Origin of the sequence: Methylobacterium sp. Leaf89 (assembly GCF_001422215.1) — a bacterium.
GTDB lineage: Bacteria > Pseudomonadota > Alphaproteobacteria > Rhizobiales > Beijerinckiaceae > Methylobacterium.
Genome location: NZ_LMML01000027.1, coordinates 157,950 through 176,339, shown reverse-complemented (window position 1 = coordinate 176,339; position 18,390 = coordinate 157,950). Strand labels below are relative to the sequence as shown.

At 66.5% G+C, this 18,390-nt stretch carries 17 protein-coding genes; 10 read left to right on the top strand and 7 right to left on the bottom strand.

All coding sequences use genetic code 11. From position 1 onward, the window contains the following. Positions 1-65: 65 nt before the first annotated feature. The 5 genes from ASF18_RS10975 to ASF18_RS23685 all read left to right on the top strand — a co-directional run bounded on the left by ASF18_RS10975 (position 66) and on the right by ASF18_RS23685 (position 3,835). The gene (locus ASF18_RS10975; protein ID WP_056351633.1) at positions 66-494 is read left to right on the top strand and encodes a cytidine deaminase; all 429 of its coding nucleotides are present in this window, start codon (positions 66-68) and stop codon (positions 492-494) included. 4 nt (positions 495-498) lie between these two features. Then, positions 499-1,329, top strand: coding sequence for a purine-nucleoside phosphorylase (locus tag ASF18_RS10970; protein WP_244472663.1), 831 nt, complete (start codon positions 499-501; stop codon positions 1,327-1,329). Further along, positions 1,329-2,072, top strand: a complete 744-nt coding sequence (gene deoC / locus ASF18_RS10965; RefSeq protein ID WP_056351522.1) for a deoxyribose-phosphate aldolase — start codon at positions 1,329-1,331, stop codon at positions 2,070-2,072. The genes ASF18_RS10970 and deoC overlap by 1 nt, the downstream gene beginning before the upstream one ends. Beyond that, entirely contained in the window at positions 2,069-3,382 is a 1,314-nt protein-coding gene (gene deoA, locus ASF18_RS10960; protein WP_056351520.1) for a thymidine phosphorylase, read from the top strand. Before deoC ends, deoA begins: the two co-directional genes overlap by 4 nt. A 72-nt stretch (positions 3,383-3,454) precedes the next feature. Continuing rightward, positions 3,455-3,835 (top strand): hypothetical protein, encoded by a 381-nt coding sequence (locus ASF18_RS23685; RefSeq protein WP_156649779.1) that lies wholly within the window; start codon positions 3,455-3,457, stop codon positions 3,833-3,835. Between the two features lie 41 nt (positions 3,836-3,876). Here the strand turns inward: ASF18_RS23685 and ASF18_RS10950 are convergent, their stop codons facing one another. The 3 genes from ASF18_RS10950 to dnaK form a co-directional block, all read right to left on the bottom strand. Continuing rightward, positions 3,877-4,512 (bottom strand): rRNA adenine N-6-methyltransferase family protein, encoded by a 636-nt coding sequence (locus ASF18_RS10950; RefSeq protein ID WP_056213738.1) that lies wholly within the window; start codon positions 4,510-4,512, stop codon positions 3,877-3,879. A gap of 178 nt (positions 4,513-4,690) precedes the next feature. Beyond that, positions 4,691-5,842, bottom strand: coding sequence for a molecular chaperone DnaJ (dnaJ, locus tag ASF18_RS10945; protein ID WP_056351513.1), 1,152 nt, complete (start codon positions 5,840-5,842; stop codon positions 4,691-4,693). 155 nt (positions 5,843-5,997) lie between these two features. After that, the gene (dnaK, locus tag ASF18_RS10940) at positions 5,998-7,911 is read right to left on the bottom strand and encodes a molecular chaperone DnaK (protein ID WP_056351511.1); all 1,914 of its coding nucleotides are present in this window, start codon (positions 7,909-7,911) and stop codon (positions 5,998-6,000) included. Positions 7,912-8,614: 703 nt separating this feature from the next. Between dnaK and ASF18_RS10935 the strand changes: the two genes are divergently transcribed. Then, positions 8,615-9,322 (top strand): hypothetical protein, encoded by a 708-nt coding sequence (locus ASF18_RS10935; protein WP_348271395.1) that lies wholly within the window; start codon positions 8,615-8,617, stop codon positions 9,320-9,322. Positions 9,323-9,331: 9 nt separating this feature from the next. On the opposite strand, the gene ASF18_RS10930 is transcribed toward ASF18_RS10935, so the two are convergent. Further along, positions 9,332-9,940: a YqgE/AlgH family protein gene (locus tag ASF18_RS10930; protein ID WP_056213748.1), complete on the bottom strand. Its 609-nt coding sequence runs from the start codon at positions 9,938-9,940 to the stop codon at positions 9,332-9,334. Between the two features lie 218 nt (positions 9,941-10,158). On the opposite strand from ASF18_RS10930, the gene ASF18_RS10925 reads away from it, so the two are divergent. Beyond that, a complete protein-coding gene (locus ASF18_RS10925) occupies positions 10,159-10,641 on the top strand; it encodes a peroxiredoxin (protein ID WP_056351505.1) in 483 nt (160 codons plus the stop codon). A gap of 58 nt (positions 10,642-10,699) precedes the next feature. Here the strand turns inward: ASF18_RS10925 and ASF18_RS10920 are convergent, their stop codons facing one another. The 3 genes from ASF18_RS10920 to ASF18_RS10910 form a co-directional block, all read right to left on the bottom strand. After that, positions 10,700-11,680, bottom strand: coding sequence for a homoserine kinase (locus ASF18_RS10920; protein WP_056351502.1), 981 nt, complete (start codon positions 11,678-11,680; stop codon positions 10,700-10,702). A 92-nt stretch (positions 11,681-11,772) separates the two neighbouring features. Then, positions 11,773-12,774 carry a 4-hydroxy-3-methylbut-2-enyl diphosphate reductase gene (ispH, locus tag ASF18_RS10915; RefSeq protein WP_056213754.1) on the bottom strand — a complete coding sequence of 334 codons (1,002 nt, stop codon included), beginning with the start codon at positions 12,772-12,774 and terminating at the stop codon, positions 11,773-11,775. A 139-nt stretch (positions 12,775-12,913) separates the two neighbouring features. Then, positions 12,914-14,338: a PLP-dependent aminotransferase family protein gene (locus ASF18_RS10910; RefSeq protein WP_056351499.1), complete on the bottom strand. Its 1,425-nt coding sequence runs from the start codon at positions 14,336-14,338 to the stop codon at positions 12,914-12,916. A 180-nt stretch (positions 14,339-14,518) separates the two neighbouring features. Here ASF18_RS10910 and ASF18_RS23010 point away from each other — a divergent pair, with 180 nt between their 5' ends. The 3 genes from ASF18_RS23010 to ASF18_RS10900 all read left to right on the top strand — a co-directional run bounded on the left by ASF18_RS23010 (position 14,519) and on the right by ASF18_RS10900 (position 18,320). Further along, the gene (locus ASF18_RS23010; RefSeq protein WP_082487418.1) at positions 14,519-14,788 is read left to right on the top strand and encodes a DUF1127 domain-containing protein; all 270 of its coding nucleotides are present in this window, start codon (positions 14,519-14,521) and stop codon (positions 14,786-14,788) included. 189 nt (positions 14,789-14,977) lie between these two features. Next, the gene (locus tag ASF18_RS10905) at positions 14,978-16,891 is read left to right on the top strand and encodes a monovalent cation:proton antiporter-2 (CPA2) family protein (protein WP_056274601.1); all 1,914 of its coding nucleotides are present in this window, start codon (positions 14,978-14,980) and stop codon (positions 16,889-16,891) included. Continuing rightward, on the top strand, positions 16,884-18,320 hold the full coding sequence (locus ASF18_RS10900; protein WP_244472662.1) for an MATE family efflux transporter: 1,437 nt from the start codon (positions 16,884-16,886) through the stop codon (positions 18,318-18,320). Before ASF18_RS10905 ends, ASF18_RS10900 begins: the two co-directional genes overlap by 8 nt. Positions 18,321-18,390: the final 70 nt, after the last annotated feature.

Here is an 18,390-nt window from a genome sequence, read left to right as displayed (position 1 = left end):
ACGCCAAGATTTCGGACGCCAAGATTTCGGACGCCAAGATTTCGGACGCCAAGATTTCGGACGTCATGAGTCCGGACCTGTCCCGCCTGTTCGCGGCCGCCCTGGCCGCGCAGGGGCGCGCCTACGCCCCCTACTCGCGCTTTCCCGTCGGGGCGGCGCTCCTCGACGAGTCGGGCGCCCTCCATGCCGGCTGCAACGTCGAGAACGCCGCCTATCCGGTGGGGACCTGCGCCGAGGCAGGGGCCATCGCCGCCATGGTGGCCGCGGGCGGCCGGCGCATCGCCGCCCTGCTGGTCCTCGGCCCGGGGCCCGGCCTCGTCACCCCCTGCGGCGCCTGCCGGCAGCGCATCCGCGAATTCGCCGGTCCCGCGGTCCGGGTCCACGTCGCCGACCCGGCGGGCCTGCGCGCCGCCTTCACCGTCGGGGCCCTGCTGCCCGACTCCTTCGGCCCGGACAACCTGGGCGCCGCCCCCGGGGGGACCCATGGGGGATGAATCCTTGCGTGAACCGGAGCCGGGGGTCCAGGCCGCCGCCGGCCTGCTGCGCGCGCAGGGGTTCGGCGGACCCTTCGCCTGCGCGATCGTCACCGGCACCGGACTCGGCGGAATCGTGCGTGACCTCGACACGACCCTCTCGGTATCCTACGGGCAGATTCCGGGGTTTCCGGCCCCGGGCGTGAGCGGCCATGGCGGCCGCCTCCATGCCGGGACCCTCGCCGGACGCCGGGTCCTCGTCTTCGAGGGCCGCGCCCACGCCTACGAGACCGGCGACGCCGCCGTGATGCGGGTGCCGCTCGGCGTCGCGCAAGTCCTCGGAGCACAAGCGCTTCTCCTCACCAATGCCGCCGGCTCCCTGCGGCCGGAGGTCGGCCCCGGCAGCCTCGTGGCGCTCACCGACCACCTCAACCTCTCGGGCCTCAACCCGCTGATCGGCGAGGCCAGCGACGCCCGCTTCGTGCCCCTGGTGGGCGCCTACGACGCCGCCCTGCGCGCCCATCTCCTTGATGCGGCACGAGAATCCGGCGTCGCCCTGCACCAGGGCGTCTATGCCTGGTTCGCGGGACCGAGCTTCGAGACCCCGGCGGAAGTCCGCATGGCCGGCCTCCTCGGCGCCGACCTCGTCGGCATGTCGACGGTGCCGGAGGTCATCCTCGCCCGTTTCTACGGCCTGCCCGTCGCCGCCCTGTCCGTCGTAACCAACCTCGGCGCCGGGATCGACGGCGGCGATCCTCACCACGCGGAGACCAAGGCCGTCGCCGCCCGGGCCGGCGACGCCCTCGCCCGCCTGGTCGCCGCCTTCGTCGCCCGCCTGCCCGCGAGTGCCCCCTGATGACCGACGACGCCTCCATCGCCCGGCGGGCCCTGCCCCTCCTCGACCTCACCGATCTGAGCGAATCCTGCTCGGAGACCGCCATCGACGCGCTCTGCCGCGACGCCCGGGCGAGCGCCGTCGCCGCCGTCTGCGTCTGGCCGCACTATGTGAGCCGCGCCGCCCGGCTGCTGGCCGGCACGCCGGTGCGCGTCGCCACCGTCATCAACTTTCCCGCTGGCGGCGACGACATCGAGCGGGCGGTGGAGGATACGACCGAAGCGCTGGCCGATGGCGCCCACGAGATCGATCTCGTCCTGCCCTATCGCAGCGTCCTCGCCGGCGAGACCGGCACGGCGCGCGCCATGCTCGCCGCGATCCGCGACGTCTGCGACGGCGCTCGTCTGCTGAAGGTCATCCTGGAGACCGGCGTCCTGGCGACCCCGGACGCCATCACGGCCGCGAGCCGCCTCGCCATCGAGGCCAGGGCGGATTTCCTCAAGACCTCCACGGGCAAGAGCGCGGTCTCGGCGACCCCGGAGGCCGCCGAGACCATGCTCCGCGCCATCCGGGACCACGCGGGGCGGCATCCCGTCGGTCTCAAGGTCTCGGGAGGCCTGAAAACCGTCGCGGATGCGGGCACTTACCTCGCCCTCGCCGATCGCGTCATGGGGCCGGCCTGGGTTTCTCCCCGCACATTTCGCCTCGGCGCCAGCAGCCTGCGCACGGCCTTGGTCGCGGCCTCCGCCGAGACCGGCCGGTGAGGCTGCCCCAGGAACTCATCCGCACCAAGCGGGACGGCGGCGCGATCCCGGCCAAGGACATCGCGGACTTCGTCGCGGGCCTGACGGACGGGCGGGTGACCGAGGGGCAGGCCGCTGCCTTCGCCATGGCGGTGTTTTTCCGCGGCCTGTCGCGGTCGGAGCGCGTGGCGCTGACCCGGGCGATGACCCAGTCCGGCACCGTCCTGCGGTGGGACCTACCTGGACCCGTCCTGGACAAGCATTCGTCCGGCGGAGTGGGGGACGCGGTCAGCCTCGCGCTCGCACCGATGGTCGCGGCCTGCGGCGGCTACGTCCCGATGATCTCGGGACGCGGCCTCGGGCATACCGGCGGCACCCTCGATAAACTCGCGAGCATCCCGGGCTACGACGCGATGCCGGGCCTCGACCGCTTCCGGAGTGTGACCGCCGACGTGGGCTGCGCCATCATCGGACAGACCGCAGACCTCGCGCCCGCGGATCGGCGCCTCTACGCGATTCGGGACGTGACGGGCACTGTCGAGTCCCTCGACCTGATCACCGCCTCCATCCTGTCCAAGAAACTCGCTGCCGGCCTCGACGGCCTGGTGATGGACGTCAAGGTGGGCTCGGGCGCCTTCATGGCCGAGCGCCCGGAAGCCGAGGGTCTTGCGCGGAGTATCGTCGATGTGGCGGGTGGTGCGGGCCTGCGTACGGTGGCGGTGATCACCGACATGGACTCGCCCCTCGCCTCGGCGGCCGGAAACGCCCTGGAGGTTGCCTATACCCTCGACTATCTCACCGGGCGCTGGTGCGAGCCGGCCTTCCACGCCGTGACGCTGGCGCTTGCCGCCGAGATGCTGGTGGTCGGCGGCCTCAGTTCTGACGTCGCGGACGCCTCTGCCCGCCTGGAGAACGCGAGAGCGTCAGGCCGCGCGCTCGAAGTCTTCGCCCGGATGGTCACTGCGCTCGGAGGGCCCGTCGACCTCGTCGAGCGGACCGGGCACTACCTGCCGGCGGCGCCGATCACGCGCGCGATCGCTGCGAAGACGGACGGCTACGTCGCCTCGATCGCGACGCGAGATCTGGGCATTGCGGTGATCGGTCTCGGTGGTGGTCGAACCCGCCCGCAGGACGACATCGATCCACGTGTCGGCTTCACCGGGCTGCCCCGTATCGGAGCTCGGATCGAGCAAGGCCAGCCGCTTGCGATGGTTCATGCAGCCGATGCAGCCTCCGCCGAGCGAGCCGAAGCCGCTTTGCTGGCGGCCTACCGCATCGACCCGACACCCGTGGAGCGAACGCCTGCGGTCCTGGAGCGGATCGCGGGATAGGCAGGCGCCGGCTCTTCGGTGAAGCACCGGAAGCCGGAGCGGTCAGTAGTCGTAACGTCCGCGACCGTGGTGATGGTGACGACGCCCTTCCCAACCGCGGTGGTGACCCCAGCCGTGATCGCGATGCCCCCAGCCAAAATGCCGGCGCTGGTGACCATAGCCGCGGTCCTCGTGATGGCGGCGATGATGGCCCCAATCACCATGCCCGCCCCAGTACTGCACCGGGGTGATTGCGGTTTGCGGATCCCCGTGGACCGGCGCCACGAGGGGCAAAGCCTGCGCATTCGTCGCGAGTGCGAGGCCGCCGGCGAAGCTCATCACGGCGAACAGAGTTCTCATTCCCCGCAAAGAAACTGCGCGCAAGGTGATCATCGTGAAGCTCCTGTCTCGATTGCCAAGGCGGGTCTCGCCCTCGGCATCCGGGATAGTGCTCTGCCACTGAACGCGAACTGAGACCGCTCTTCAGCCTGCGTTCGGAAATCCAACGATCGCCCTCAGGGTCGGCGATAGACCCAGACACGCGCCGGCGGAAGATTGAGCCAGACTCGGTTCGAACGACTGGCCGTGTAGGTGCCGGCATCGCACCGGGCCGGGATCGGCGGGACCACCGCGTACGTGAACTGCACGAACGGCGCACTCGGATGCATCATTTCGTGGGCGGCGTTCAAGAGATCGAGACGTTGCTCCAAGGGCTTCGTGAAGAGCGGAAGGCTTGAAACCATCGCCGCCGCCTTCTCCGCCAGCATCGTGCCGAATGTTTCGCGAATGTTGTAGGCGTCGCCGCGCAAGATCGTCGCGCGGGGAAAGCGCTTCTGCAGCAGCTTGCAGAAATCCGGATTATACTCGACCAGGATCAGGCGCTCCTGCTCGACGCCACGCCGGATCAAGGCCTCGGTGACGGGTCCCGTCCCAGGTCCGAGTTCAATTACAGGGCCGGTGATGCGCGGATCGACGTAGGAGGCCATCGTGCGGGCGAGCATCTTGCCCGACGGCGTCACAGCGCCAGTGACGAGGGGACGCTCGAACCAGGAACGCAGGAATCGCGCCTCGTCCTCCAGCGGATCCCGCCGTGTACGGTTGGCACCGGAAGCGAGGTCGGCTTTTGCGCTGGAGCGGCGTAGCGGCGGCAAGACCCTATGTCCTCAGATCACGGGTTGGGAGGGAAAGGCTAGACGACGAAGCTCTCCGGCAGTCAAGCTTGCAAACATCGAACCCGCCGGGGCGCACGCAAGGATCCTGCAGGCGGTGCTCGACCGCCACATGCGATAACCGTGGCCGAACGGTTTTGATCCGAAGGATATTGCAAGTCTATGTCCTGGCTACCCCACCGAGCCCGTCGAAGAAATCCTTGACCTTGGAGAAGAAGCCCGCGCTCTCCGGATGGTTCTCGTCGGAGGCCGACTGATCGAACTCTTGGAGCAATTCGCGCTGGCGCTTCGAGAGGTTCTGCGGCGTCTCGACGAAAACCTGGATGTAGAGGTCGCCGACGTCGCGCGATCGCAGCACCGGCATGCCCTTGCCCTTGATACGGAATTGCTTCGCCGTCTGGGTGCCGGCTGGGATACGGACCTGGGTTTGCGAGCCATCGATAACCGGCACGGTGATTTCGCCCGAGAGCGCCGCGGTCACCATGGAGATCGGCACGCGGCAGAACAGGTCGGCGCCGTCACGTTGGAAGAACTCGTGCGGCTTGATCGAGAGGAAGACGTAGAGGTCACCCGCCGGTCCGCCGCGCAGGCCCGTCTCGCCTTCGCCGGCCAAACGGATCCGCAGGCCGTCGTCAACGCCGGCCGGTACGTTGATGGCGAGGGTCCGTTCGCGCGTCACGCGGCCTGCACCGCTGCAGGCGCTACAGGGATCGTCGATCACCTCGCCGCGGCCGTGGCAGTTCGGGCAGGTGCGCTCGATGGCGAAGAAGCCCTGCGCCGCACGCACGCGGCCATAGCCACCGCAGGTCTGACAGGGACGCGGCTTCGAACCGGCCTTGGCACCGGAGCCGGAGCAGACCTCGCAGGTGACCGAGGTCGCCATTTTGATGGTCTCGGCCTTTCCGCTGAACGCCTCTTCGAGGGAGATCTCGAGATTGTAGCGGAGATCGGCGCCGCGTTCGCGTGCCGGGCCGCCGCGCGCGCCGCCACGCCCGCCGCCAGCGCCGGCCCGGCCATCACCGAAGAAGTTGTCGAAGATATCCGACATGAAGTCGCCGAACTCGTTCCCGAATCCGGGACCGCCTTGCTGGAATGCCGCGTGGCCGAAGCGGTCGTACGCGGCACGCTTTTGACCGTCAGACAGGCACTGATAAGCCTCGTTGATTTCCTTGAACTTGAGCTCGGCCTCTGCATTTCCCGGATTGCGATCCGGGTGATAGCTCATGGCGAGCTTACGGAAGGCGACCTTCATCTCGCCGTCAGTCGCGGTCTTGGAGACGCCCAGAATCTCGTAATAGTCCCGCTTCGACATTCCCGTCCTCAAAGTCCCCGGCGCTTCGATCCGACTGGACCGCACCGTCCCCATTAAACGCCGGTGCGCCTGAAACGCGGCTGGTTCCGCTCATCGGGACAAGCCGAACATGGCTCGGGGCCGGATCGCTCCGGCCCCGTCTTCAGATGTAGGCGTTATGCCCGCTTCTTCTGGTCCTTGTCATCGACTTCCTGGAAGTCGGCGTCGATGACGTCGTCCTTCTTCGCCTCACCGGTGCCGGCTTCGGCCCCCGCCTCACCGGCTTGGTTGGCGGCGTACATCGCCTCGCCGAGCTTCATCGAAGCCTGCATCACGTCGGTGGTGCGGGCCTTGATGACCTCCACATCGTCCCCCTCGAGGGCGGTGCGGAGCGCGGTGATGGCCGTCTCGATGGCGCCCTTGTCGTCCGTAGTGACCTTGTCGCCGTACTCCTTCACCGACTTCTCGGTGGCATGGATCAGACTCTCGCCCTGGTTCTTCACCTCGACGAGTTCGCGGCGCTTCTTGTCCGCCTCGGCATTCGCCTCGGCGTCCTTGACCATCCGCTCGATATCGGCGTCCGACAGGCCACCCGACGCCTGGATGCGGATCTGGTGTTCCTTGTTCGTCGCCTTGTCCTTGGCCGTGACGTTCACGATGCCATTCGCGTCGATGTCGAAGGTCACCTCGATCTGCGGCATGCCGCGCGGGGCCGGAGGAATGCCCATCAGATCGAACTGGCCGAGCAGCTTGTTGTCGGCCGCCATCTCGCGCTCGCCCTGGAAGACCCGGATGGTCACCGCGTTCTGGTTGTCCTCGGCCGTCGAGAAGGTCTGGGACTTCTTCGTCGGGATCGTGGTGTTGCGGTCGATCAGGCGAGTGAACACGCCGCCCAGGGTCTCGATGCCCAGCGACAGCGGGGTCACGTCGAGGAGCAGCACGTCCTTGACGTCGCCTTGGAGCACACCGGCCTGAACCGCCGCGCCGATGGCCACGACTTCATCCGGGTTGACGCCCTTGTGGGGCTCCTTGCCGAAGAAGGACTTCACGACTTCCTGGATCTTCGGCATGCGGATCATGCCGCCGACCAGCACCACCTCGTCGATTTCGGAGGCCGAAACACCGGCATCCTTGAGCGCCTTGCGGCAGGGTTCGATGGTGCGCTGGACGAGATCGTCCACGAGGGATTCGAATTTCGCTCGGCTGAGCTTGAGCGCGAGGTGCTTTGGACCCGTAGCATCGGCCGTGATGTAGGGCAGGTTGATCTCGGTCTGTGTCGCTGACGACAGCTCGATCTTGGCCTTCTCAGCGGCTTCCTTCAGGCGCTGGAGGGCGAGCTTGTCCTTCGTGAGGTCGATGCCCTGCTCGCGCTTGAACTCGCTCGTCAGATACTCGACCACACGGTTGTCGAAGTCCTCGCCACCCAGGAAGGTGTCGCCGTTGGTGGACTTCACCTCGAATACGCCATCACCAATCTCAAGGATCGACACGTCGAAGGTACCACCGCCGAGGTCGTAAACTGCGATGGTGCCGGCCTTCTTCTTGTCGAGGCCGTAGGCGAGGGCCGCCGCGGTCGGCTCGTTGATGATTCGCAAGACCTCGAGACCGGCGATCTTGCCAGCATCCTTGGTGGCCTGACGCTGGGCATCGTTGAAGTAGGCGGGTACCGTGATGACGGCCTGCGTCACCGGTTGACCGAGATGCGCCTCGGCCGTCTCCTTCATCTTCTGCAGGGTGAATGCGGAAATCTGCGAGGGCGAGTACTTCTTGCCGTCCGCCTCGACCCAGGCATCGCCATTGTCGCCGCGAACGATCTTGTAGGGGACAAGGCCCTTGTCCTTCTGCGTCATCGGATCGTCGTAGGTCCGACCCACGAGACGCTTGATGGCGAAGAAGGTGCGCTCTGGGTTCGTGACCGCCTGACGCTTGGCGGGCTGGCCCACGAGCCGCTCGCCCTCGTCGGTGAATGCGACGATCGACGGCGTGGTGCGCGCACCTTCCGAATTCTCGACGACCTTGGGTTGCGTGCCTTCCATGACGGCCACGCAGGAATTCGTGGTGCCGAGATCGATACCGATTACCTTACCCATGGTGGGATCCCTCTGTTGTCGTTTGGTCAAGCAGACCGCCGAGCCCCGAAGCAGCTCGGCCCATGGCTTTGCAAAACTGACTGTGTGAGAACGGGCTTGGACACCGGTTCGCGCCCCGGAACGGTGCAGAGCCGGGTCTTAATCCCGCGTCTCGGCCGATATAAGAAGGGTGTCGCGAGGCCGCAAGGCAGAGCCCGGCGAGGAGGTGCATCCGATTGCGCGGAACCGCGTTACCCCCTTCACCGACTTGAAATACCGACAGCTTCACGAACCGCCAGCCGCGGTCTTCGCAACGACGGCGCCAGCGCGGTCCCCGATGTCTCGTCGGCAAGGAGCGGCATCGCTGCTGTGGCAAGAAAATCGTTGCATGGTAAGTGGGGCTTGAACGTGCTTGCCTGCGCATCACGCCGTTTCCACGGATATAGGCCTGAAAGTTTCGATGCGTCTGACCCGCGTGCTTCTTCTTCTCCCGGTGCTGGCATCGGTTCCTCACCCGGCCTGTGCGCAGTCGTTCTTCGAGGAGTTGTTCGGGATTGGGCGGGCGGCCAAGCCGCCAGTACCTCCACGGGGGGTGCCCTCGGCTCCGCAGGCTCCGATGCCGGGTGCCCCCGGCGAGGGAATTCCGCCATCCGCCACCGAGGCGCCGAAGGCGCCCCCGGTTCCCCGTCAGCCCATCGTCCTGAAAGCGCCCTCCGAGGACAACTTGATGGGCCAGGAGTTGATGCTGAACGGGCTCACGGGCAGCCTGAAGCTGGAACGGGCCGGAGCGGGCACCACGGCCCGCATCGTCCTGCCGGGCAATAAGATTTCGCAGCCGGTCGAAGCCTGCAAGGTGCCGTTGAACGGGGGGGCGCCGTTGGCGGTCTCGTCGGAGGGCCGCCCGGAAGGCGTCGGCCGCTTCGAGGTCACCGGCGGCGAGTGTCCCCTTCGGTTCGATGTCCTCGATGGCGCCATCCTGGTGCAATCGATGTCCGGTCCTGTCTGCACCTTCGCAGCGGCCGATTGCGCCACGACCCCAACGGGTCTGTGGGGACCGGCTGCCGCGACGCTCGTTGCACGAGCGAGCGAGTTCGAGGCAGCACGCGGCGGTGCCGACCGGGCCGTGCGTGAGAATTACAAGCTGATCAGCCAGCGCTTGCGCGGCCCCGAGCTTCGCCCCGTGGTCACCGAACAGGCGGCCTTCTCATCGGATCGTGAGCAGATGTGCCGAACCTATGCTCGCGAAGGGGCGCATGGCTTCTGCAACCTGCGTTTCACCGAAGCGCGGGCCTTGGCACTCGCTACCCGCCTCGGGGTCAACACCAACACCGCGTCACCAAGCGCCTCGGTATCCCCGCCACGCCCGCGCCGCAAGCCGCCGGTGGAGGGCATGAATCCGGATACGGGTGGCGCTCCGTTCGCCGATCAGTAGCGCGAAGCCTCAGCTATGGCCGGCGCTCACCGACAGCATCGCGAGATCGATGCCGTTGTTGCGCAACGTGCGCTCGTACTTGGCTTCGAGAGCCGTGTGGAAGATCATGTCTGGGTCGGCCGGGCAGACCAGCCAGCCATTGGCCAGGATCTCGTTCTCGAGTTGTCCCGCCTGCCATCCCGCATAGCCAAGGGCCAAGACGGCACTGGCCGGACCGTCTCCGGCCACGATCGCCCGTAGGATGTCCACTGTCGCCGTGAGGCAGATTCCATCATCGATGATCAGCGTGGACTGATCGATATGGAAATCGTCAGTGTGGAGAACGAAGCCACGCTTGGCATCGACCGGGCCGCCCATCAGCACGGGCATGTGCCCGACGCGCTCGCGGAGCCGGATCGCATCGGTCTCGCTCGCGATATCGAGCTGGATCAGCAGATCGGGCATACTGAGGTCAGTGACGGCCTTGTTGAGAATGATCCCCATGGCTCCGTCCGCCGAATGGGCGCAGAGATAAATGACCGACCGGGCGAAGCGTGAATCCGTCAGACCCGGCATGGCGACGAGAAACTGACCATCAAGATAGGCGGGATCGCCCGTGCGGGCCTGTGAACGCTGCATTGGCGCATGCTACGCGGGCAGGCGCCTTTGTCCAGGGCACGGCACGTTCCGCCGATGGATATCCGCCACATCGGCGGCAGTGGAAACTCGACAGGCTAACCCCTGCAAGCTAGACGATTTTTCACGGGCGGGCCCAGTGTGTCGACCGGGTACGACGCTGCGACAGTGATCAGGGATCCGAAGGTTCGGATGCCCCAGCGATCTTCAGGAGACGACGGATGACCATTCAGGTTGGCGACCACCTCCCCCAGGTCACGTTCCGCGTGAGTGGGGCGGACGGCCCGGAAGCCAAGACCACCGACGACCTCTTCAAGGGCCGCCGCGTTGTCCTCGTCGGGGTCCCCGGTGCCTTCACGCCGAGCTGTCACCGCAACCACCTGCCCGGCTTCGTGGAGAAGCAGGCCGAGATCAAGGCTCGGGGCATCGACACCATCGCGATCACCTCGGTCAACGACGTGTTCGTGCTCGATGCCTGGCAGAAGGCGAGTGGGGCCGAGGGCCTCGAGTTTCTCGCTGACGGCAATGCCGAGTTCGCGAAGGCGATGGGGCTCGATATGGACGGTGCCGGGTTCGGCCTCGGTACCCGTTCGAAGCGCTACGCCATGCTCGTCGAGGACGGTGTCGTACGTGTTCTCAACGTCGAGGACTCCCCGGCCAAGACCGAGTTGTCGGGTGCCGAGGCTCTTCTCAAAGTGATCTGACCCATGCGCCGGCGGATGCCATGGATCCGCCGGCAAGATGAGACGTCCGGGGAGGCCCTTAGGCTGACGGTCCCGGGCCGGCCCAACCGTAATCCCGCGCATCCGTCGCAGTGCGATGGAAGGTCAGCCGGAGGTCGTATTCCAGGGGATCCTTCGGCTGGACCAGAGCGCCGGTCGGCACATTGAGCCAGTCGACGAGTCGGGTCAGCATGAAGCGTAGGGCCGCGCCCCGGCACAGGATCGGCAAGGCCGTGACCTCGGCCGAAACCAAGGGGCGCACCGCCTCGTAGCCCGCGATCAGAGCCGCGCCCATGTCGCGGTGGAAGCTGCCGTCCGCCTCGAAGCACCAGGCGTTGAGGCAGATGGCCAGATCGTAAGCGAAGGCGTCGGTACAGGCGAAATAAAAGTCGATCAGCCCCGATAGTTCATCGCCGATGAAGAACACGTTGTCGGTGAAGAGGTCGGCGTGGATCACGCCGGACGGAAGACCCAAGGGCCACGACGCCTGGAGCACGGCGAGGTCGCCGAGAACCCGTTCGGTCAGGCCGTGTGAAACGGTGTCCGCTTGAGGCTCCGAAAGACGGAAGAGCGGTTCCCATGCATCGACCGAGAGATTGTTGACGCGCCGCATCCCGAAATCGGCACCTGCCGCGTGCAACCCGGCGAGCGCCCGACCGAGGGCATGGCAGTGATCGACGCCGGGACGCTTCACCGAGACACCGTCGAGGAAGGTCACGATCACTGCGGGTCGGCCGCAGAGCTCACCCAGTGCAACTCCGGTGCGATCGCGGATCGGCTGTGGGCACGCGAGGCCGCGAGCGGCGAGGTGCTCCATCAGGTTGAGGAAGAACGGCAGGTCGTCCGCTCGGACGCGCTTCTCGTAGAGAGTCAGGATGAACGAGCCGCCAGTGGTGTGGAGATAGAAATTCGTATTCTCCACGCCCTCGGCGATGCCCTTGTAGGAAAGCAGCGTACCGATGTCGTAGGCCGCGAGAAAGGCGGTAAGCGCCGCGTCGGAGACCTCAGTGTAGACTGCCACGGCACGTTCGCTTGATAATTTCGGGGACGAAATGGACAGGGGCGCCGAACGGCGCCCCTGCTGAAGCTAGGTCTATCAGGAGCGCTGTCTGCCTATTCGGCAGCTTCGCTGCGCAGTTCGCGCGGCAACGGGAAGGACATGTCCTCGACCACCGTTGAAACCGTATCCACCGTCACAGTGTAGCGCGCTGCGAAGGCGTCGATGATCTCCTCCACCAGCACCTCCGGTGCCGAGGCACCAGCTGTGAGTCCGAGCTTGCGGATGCCCTCAAAGGCCGGCCAATCGATTTCCTCGGCCCGCAGCACCAAGCGGGTGATCGGGCAGCCGACGCGTTCGGCGACCTCGCGCAGGCGCTGCGAGTTCGAAGAGTTTGAGGAACCGACCACGATGACCGCATCGACGAGCGGCGCTACCTGCTTCACCGCCTCCTGGCGGTTGGTGGTGGCGTAGCAGATATCGTCCTTGTGCGGGCCGGTGATCGTCGGAAACTTCTTCTTCAGCGCCTCGACGATGTGGTGCGTGTCGTCCACCGACAGGGTCGTCTGCGTCACCCAAGCGAGGTTATCGCGGTTTTCCGGCTCCAGGGCGGCGATCTGATCGAGGTCCTCAACCAGCGTGATCGAGCCTTTCGGCAACTGCCCCATGGTGCCGACCACCTCAGGGTGACCGGAATGGCCGACGAGTAGCACGTGGCGGCCGCGCTTGTGGTGAATCTCCGCCTCGCGATGGACCTTGGTTACCAGCGGGCAAGTGGCATCGATGGTAGTGAGGCCGCGGGAATCAGCGTTGTGTGGCACCGTCTTGGCGACGCCGTGAGCCGAGAAGATTACCGGAGCAGAGCCGTCGGGAACCTCGTCGAGCTCGCGGACGAACACCGCGCCCTTCCGCTTCAGGCTCTCGACCACGTACTTGTTGTGGACGATTTCATGACGGACGTAGACCGGAGGTCCGTAGATGGCGAGTGCCCGTTCCACCACGTCGATCGCCCGCACAACACCGGCGCAGAAACCGCGCGGCGCACAGAGCAGGATCTCCAGAGGTGGCTTGCCCGTGTCACCGGAGGCGGAGGAGGTCGTCAGATTCGCGTCGCTCATGATAGCCGGGATGTGGCGAGGCGGGGACGCCCCTGTCAACCTGTCATAACGGAAAACTCCCCTGCGGGCACCTCCGGTCCGGCGAAAGCGGGTACGCGTGGCGCACAGGACCCGGAAAAAATTTTCCGCCAGCCTTCCGTCAACCCACCGGCTCGGATCGCGCCGCCACGCACTCGTTCAGGGCGGCCTCGAGCATGGGGATCAGACGTGGGTCGGTGCACTGGGCGACGTTGAAGCGCAGGAAACTGTTGCCGAGCGACGAGGGGCTGAAGGCGCCTCCCGGTGCGAGCACGAGTCCGCGTGCCAGGGCACGCCGGGCAACGTCTGCCGAATCGATTCCGTCCGGCAGACGCATCCACAGAAAGAACCCCCCGGACGGCTCCAGCCACGCCGTCAGTCCGCATCCTTCGAGGCGCCGAAGAGCTGGCGCCATCGCCCGTCCCAATTTCTCGCGGACCTCGGCGAGGTGCCGGCGGTACGTGCCGTCCGTCAGGAGCGCGTGCATCAGGCTCGCCGACAGGTGGCTGTTCCCCAGACTCATGGCCAGCTTGAGGTCGATCAGAGGCTCCACCCAGTCCTCGCGCAGCGCGATGAAACCGCAACGGATGGCAGCCGACAGCGTTTTCGAGAAGCTGCCGATCTGAATGACGCGCTCCAACCCGTCGAAACCGGCGAGGCGTGGAGACGGCTTTCCCTCGAAATCCCCGAAGATATCATCCTCAATGATGAGCGTATCGTGCGCCTCGGCGAGCTTCAGGATGCGATGGGTGATGGCTGGCGCCAGGGTGGAGCCGGTCGGGTTCTGAAGCGCAGAATTGATGACGTAGAAGCGCGGCCGATGCTCGGCGAGGTGCGCGGCGAGGGCAGCGAGATCAGGACCGCTCGGGGTCATCGAAACGCCGACGACCCGGGCACGCTGCGCCCGCAGGAGGCCGTGATAATTGAAGTAGCAAGGATCGTCGACCAGCACGGTATCGCCGGGTTCGAGCAGGAATCGGCAGAGCAGGTCGAGAGCCTGCGTCGCCGAGTCGACCAGCACCACCTGATCGGCGCCGGCCTCGACCCCCTTCTCCGCCAGCCGCCGGGCGATCTGGGCGCGTAAGGGTGGAAAGCCGAGGGGCTGATCGTGTGAGACCAGGTTGGTTGCTGGACCGCGTGCGAGCTGACGAAGGCCGCGCCGAATCGCCTCATCGGGCATCCAGGACGACGGCAGCCAGCCGGAGCCCGGCATCACGAGGTCCGGGCCGGCCTGCATGGATTGCCGGGTGATCCAGAGTGGATCCACGGCTCGGTCGAGCTGCAGTCCCACCGCCTTGAGGCAGAGCGGGCGGGTCTTGCCCGCCACGTAGAACCCCGAACCGCGCCGCGCCACGATCGCGCCCTCGGCCCCGAGCCGGTCGTAGGCCTCGACGACAGTGGACTTCGAGACTCCCATGGCTTCAGCGAAGGCGCGGACCGAGGGGAGGCGTGCGCCGGGCATGAGCTGGCGGCTGTCGATCCGATCCGTGATCGCCCCCGCCACCGTCTCGACCAAAGAGCGCTTCGACGAGGGGAACGTCTTCATCTGTCCTGATCCTTGTCCCGGACAATTCATCCCAACCGTACTGGACTGTCCCTGTCGTGCCCATCCTCTTCCACGCAGAGTCGCGGCATCGCCACGCGCTTCGAACAAAGGACGCGCATCATGGACGGCTTCCGTACGACCATCGCTGGGCCTGTCACCGCTGGTAGGACCCGGACCGTCATGGCGGTGGCTACGGCGCGGTTGGGCGCCATATTCGCCGCTGCGGCTTCCGGAATTTCCCGCTCTGCGATCAATCGGCGGGTCGTCCGACAGCTATCGGTGATGTCGGATCGCGAACTCCGGGACATCGGGCTCAGCCGCCAGGACGTACTGGATTCCGAGATCCTGCCGCTTGAAGGCGATGCGTCGTGTTTCCTGATCGGCCGCCGAAACGAGCGCCGGGCGGGCCGGCGCGTTCCGCGCGGACAATGGCCGCCGCGATGCGACTGACGCCGGATCCAGGAAGGTGCCGATTCGCACTGTGGGAGACCCTTCGGGTTGTTTGCGGGGAGCTTCCTCCTTCCCCTAACGTGACGGCTGGGCTCCCGCTGGTTAAGACGGACCCGCCTGGCACGCTTGGATCGTTCCGAGCGGGGTCGGCCATCGCCGTCTTGGATTCGCATCCAACCTCGGATTTTCATGGCAAGCGCCACGACCCACGTCAGCTTCCTGCCTCCCGTGCTGACGTTCCTGTCGGCGGCGGTGATCGGCGTGCCGATCTTCCGCCTCATCGGTCAGAGCGCCGTGCTCGGCTACCTCGTCGCCGGTGTGGTCATCGGGCCCTTCGGTTTCTCGCTGATCGCGGAGCCCGAGACGGCGGCGAGCGTCGCCGAACTCGGCGTTGTGCTGCTGCTCTTCATCGTCGGGCTCGAACTCCAGATCTCGCGACTCGTCTCGATGCGACGGGACATCTTCGGCCTCGGCACTGCCCAGCTCGTCGTCTGCTCGGCAGCTCTGGCAGGCGTCGGAATCCTGATGGGGGCCAAGCCCTCGGCGAGCCTCGTGATCGGCATCGCGCTCGCCCTCTCGGCCACAGCCGTCGCGCTCCAATTGCTGGAAGAGCGCGGCGATATGGGGACGCCCTATGGCGGGCGGGCCTTCGCGGTGCTGCTGTTTCAGGACATCTCCGTGGTCGCGATCCTGGCGCTGATGCCGCTGGTCGCCTCATCCGGCACGGGCGGCGGCGATGGATGGCTCCTTTCAGCCCTGCAATCCACCGGTACGGTGGGCGCGGCGATCCTTGCCGTGGTGTTGGTCGGGCGCTACGGCCTCAATCCGTTCTTCGGCCTCTTGGCGGCCAGTGGCGCCCGCGAGGTCATGACGGCCGCGGCCCTTCTCGTGGTGCTCGGCACCGCAATGCTGATGGAGCATGTCGGCCTGTCGATGGCGATGGGCGCATTTCTGGCAGGCGTGCTTCTGGCCGAGTCCAACTTCCGCCATCAGCTTGAGGCCGACATCGAGCCGTTCCGCGGCATGCTGCTCGGCCTGTTCTTCATGAGCGTGGGCATGTCGATCGATGGCGGCTTGCTCAAGGCCGAATGGCCGACCCTGCTGGGGGCAACAGCCGGTGCGATCCTGCTCAAGGTCGCTGTGGTGGCGGGCCTGTTCCGCCTGTTCGGCTCGCCCTGGCTCGATGCGGTGCGCGGTGGAGCCATCCTGGCGCCGGCGGGAGAATTCGCCTTCGTGCTGTTGCCGGCGGGCGGCGAACTCGGCCTCGTGGATTCTGCGAGCACACGCTTTGCGGTGGCGCTCGCGGCACTGACCATGCTGGTCGGTCCAGTGGCGGCGAAGGCTCTGGACGCCCTGCTTGCCCGACGTCCCGAAGGGCCCGAGGCGCTGCCGGAGGCCATCGAGAGCACCGAGGCCCGCGTCCTCGTCATCGGCTTCGGCCGCTTCGGACAGATTCTCACACAGGTGCTGCTCGCCGAGGGCATCAGCGTCACGGTGATCGACAAGGATGTGGAGCAGATCCGCAGTGCCGCCCGTTTCGGATTCCGCATCTATTACGGAGACGGGACCCGCCTCGATGTGCTGCGCGCCGCCGGCATCGGCCGGGCCGAACTCGTCTGCATCTGCGTCGACGACAGCGAGGCCGCCCTGAAGATCGTCGATATCGTCCACGAGGAATTCGCGAGCGTGCGCACCTATGTGCGGGCCTTCGATCGCATGCATGCCGTCGAGCTGATGAACCGGGACGTCGACTTCCAGCTCCGCGAAACGGTCGACTCCGCCCTCGCCTTCGGTCGGGCGACCCTGGAAGGTCTCGGTCTCAGCACGGAGGCGGCCGCCGCCACCGCCGAGGACGTGCGCAAGCGCGACGTCGCACGCCTCGTACTTCAGCAGGCGGGCGCGCTGCCGGACACCATGAGCTGGGCCCGCGGCCTCAACGAGATCAAGCCGGAGCCGCTGACGGAGCCGAAGCGGCCTTCCCGTGCACTCAATGCGGAGACGCGCGACATCATTGGATCCCAGAGGCGAGAGGCGGCGACCCGCACCCTCGAGACCGATGAAGCCTTCCAAAGCCGGCAGCAGGAATCCCGGACGGATGCCTGAGGTGACATCCGGATCGGCGCGGTTCGTCGAGGGATCCATTCTGCGCCACGTGGTGACCATGAGCGCCACTGGTTCAATCGGACTGATGGCGATCTTCGTCGTCGACTTCCTGTCCTTGCTCTACGTCTCCAAGCTCGGAGAGCCGACGCTGACGGCGGCGGTTGGCTTTGCCACCATCGTCCAGTTCTTCGCCATCGCCATCAATATCGGCCTGATGATCGCGGCTGGTGCTCTCGTTTCGCGAGCCATTGGGGCCGGTGATGAGGAGGGCGCGCGGCGCCTCGCCACCTCCGGGACCCTCCAGGGAATCGTCGTCTCCGGCGTCCTCGTCGTGGCGATGCTGCCATGCCTGCCTACCTTCCTGGGCTGGATCGGTGCCGACGCCGAGACTCTTCCGGTGGCGACACGCTTTCTCTGGATCACGCTGCCCTCCAACCTGCTGATGGGGCCTGGCATGATGTTCTCCGGCCTGCTGCGAGCGGTCGGGGCTGCGCGTCAGGCCATGTACGTGACCCTTGGCGGCGCCATCGTCACCGCCGGACTCGACCCACTGCTGATCTTCGGTGCTGGCCTCGGCGTCGACGGGGCGGCCATCACGACCTGCTTTGCCCGCGCCACCTTTGCGATCATCGGCCTGTGGGGTGTGCGTCAGTACCGGATGCTCGCGCGACCGAAGCTCGCCGACGTCATCGCGGACGCGCCCGTCGTGATGCGGATCGCCCTGCCGGCGGTATTGACGAATCTCGCGCCCTCGGTGGCGAGCGCCTTCATCGCCCACGCGCTCGCGCAATTCGGCGCAGTCGCGGTGGCTGGCAACGTGGTGGTCGACCGCCTGACTCCGGTGGCGTTCGGCGGCCTCTTCGCCATGTCTGGCTCGATTGGACCGATCCTGGGTCAGAACTGGGGTGCGGCCCGGTTCGATCGCATGCGCGGCGTTCTGCGCGATGGCACGCTGGTCACCGCCGTCTACGTTCTGGTGGTCTGGACAGCCCTGATCCTGGGAGCCGACTCTCTGACACGCCTCTTTGCGCTTGAGGGCGTTGCGGCCGACCTGTTCGGGTTCTTCTGTCTCGTTAGTGGTGGCGTCTGGTTCTTCACCGGGCTGCTGTTCCTGGCCAACGCCTCCTTCAACAATCTTGGGTTTCCATTCTATTCCACCGCCCTGAACTGGGGACGCGCCACCCTGGGCACCGTACCGCCAGCCCTCATCGGCGCGCATTTCTACGGTCCCAAAGGCGTCATCGCCGGGGTCGGCCTCGGCTCCGTCCTGTTCGGTCTCGCCGGGATCGCCCTTGCCTTCCGCACCGTCGCCACCTTGGAGCGACGGGCCGGTGTCGTGCTCTCCCCGGCCAAAGCTGCGGAAGCCCCGAATGCTGGCACGGAGGCCACCCGCGCCGCTGCACCGGCGCAGTCCGGCGCCCTGATCTGAATCCTGCCGCCGGGGAGACCTATCCGCGAGCCGGGTTTCAGGATCGTGCTGGATCCGTCCCCTCGATCGA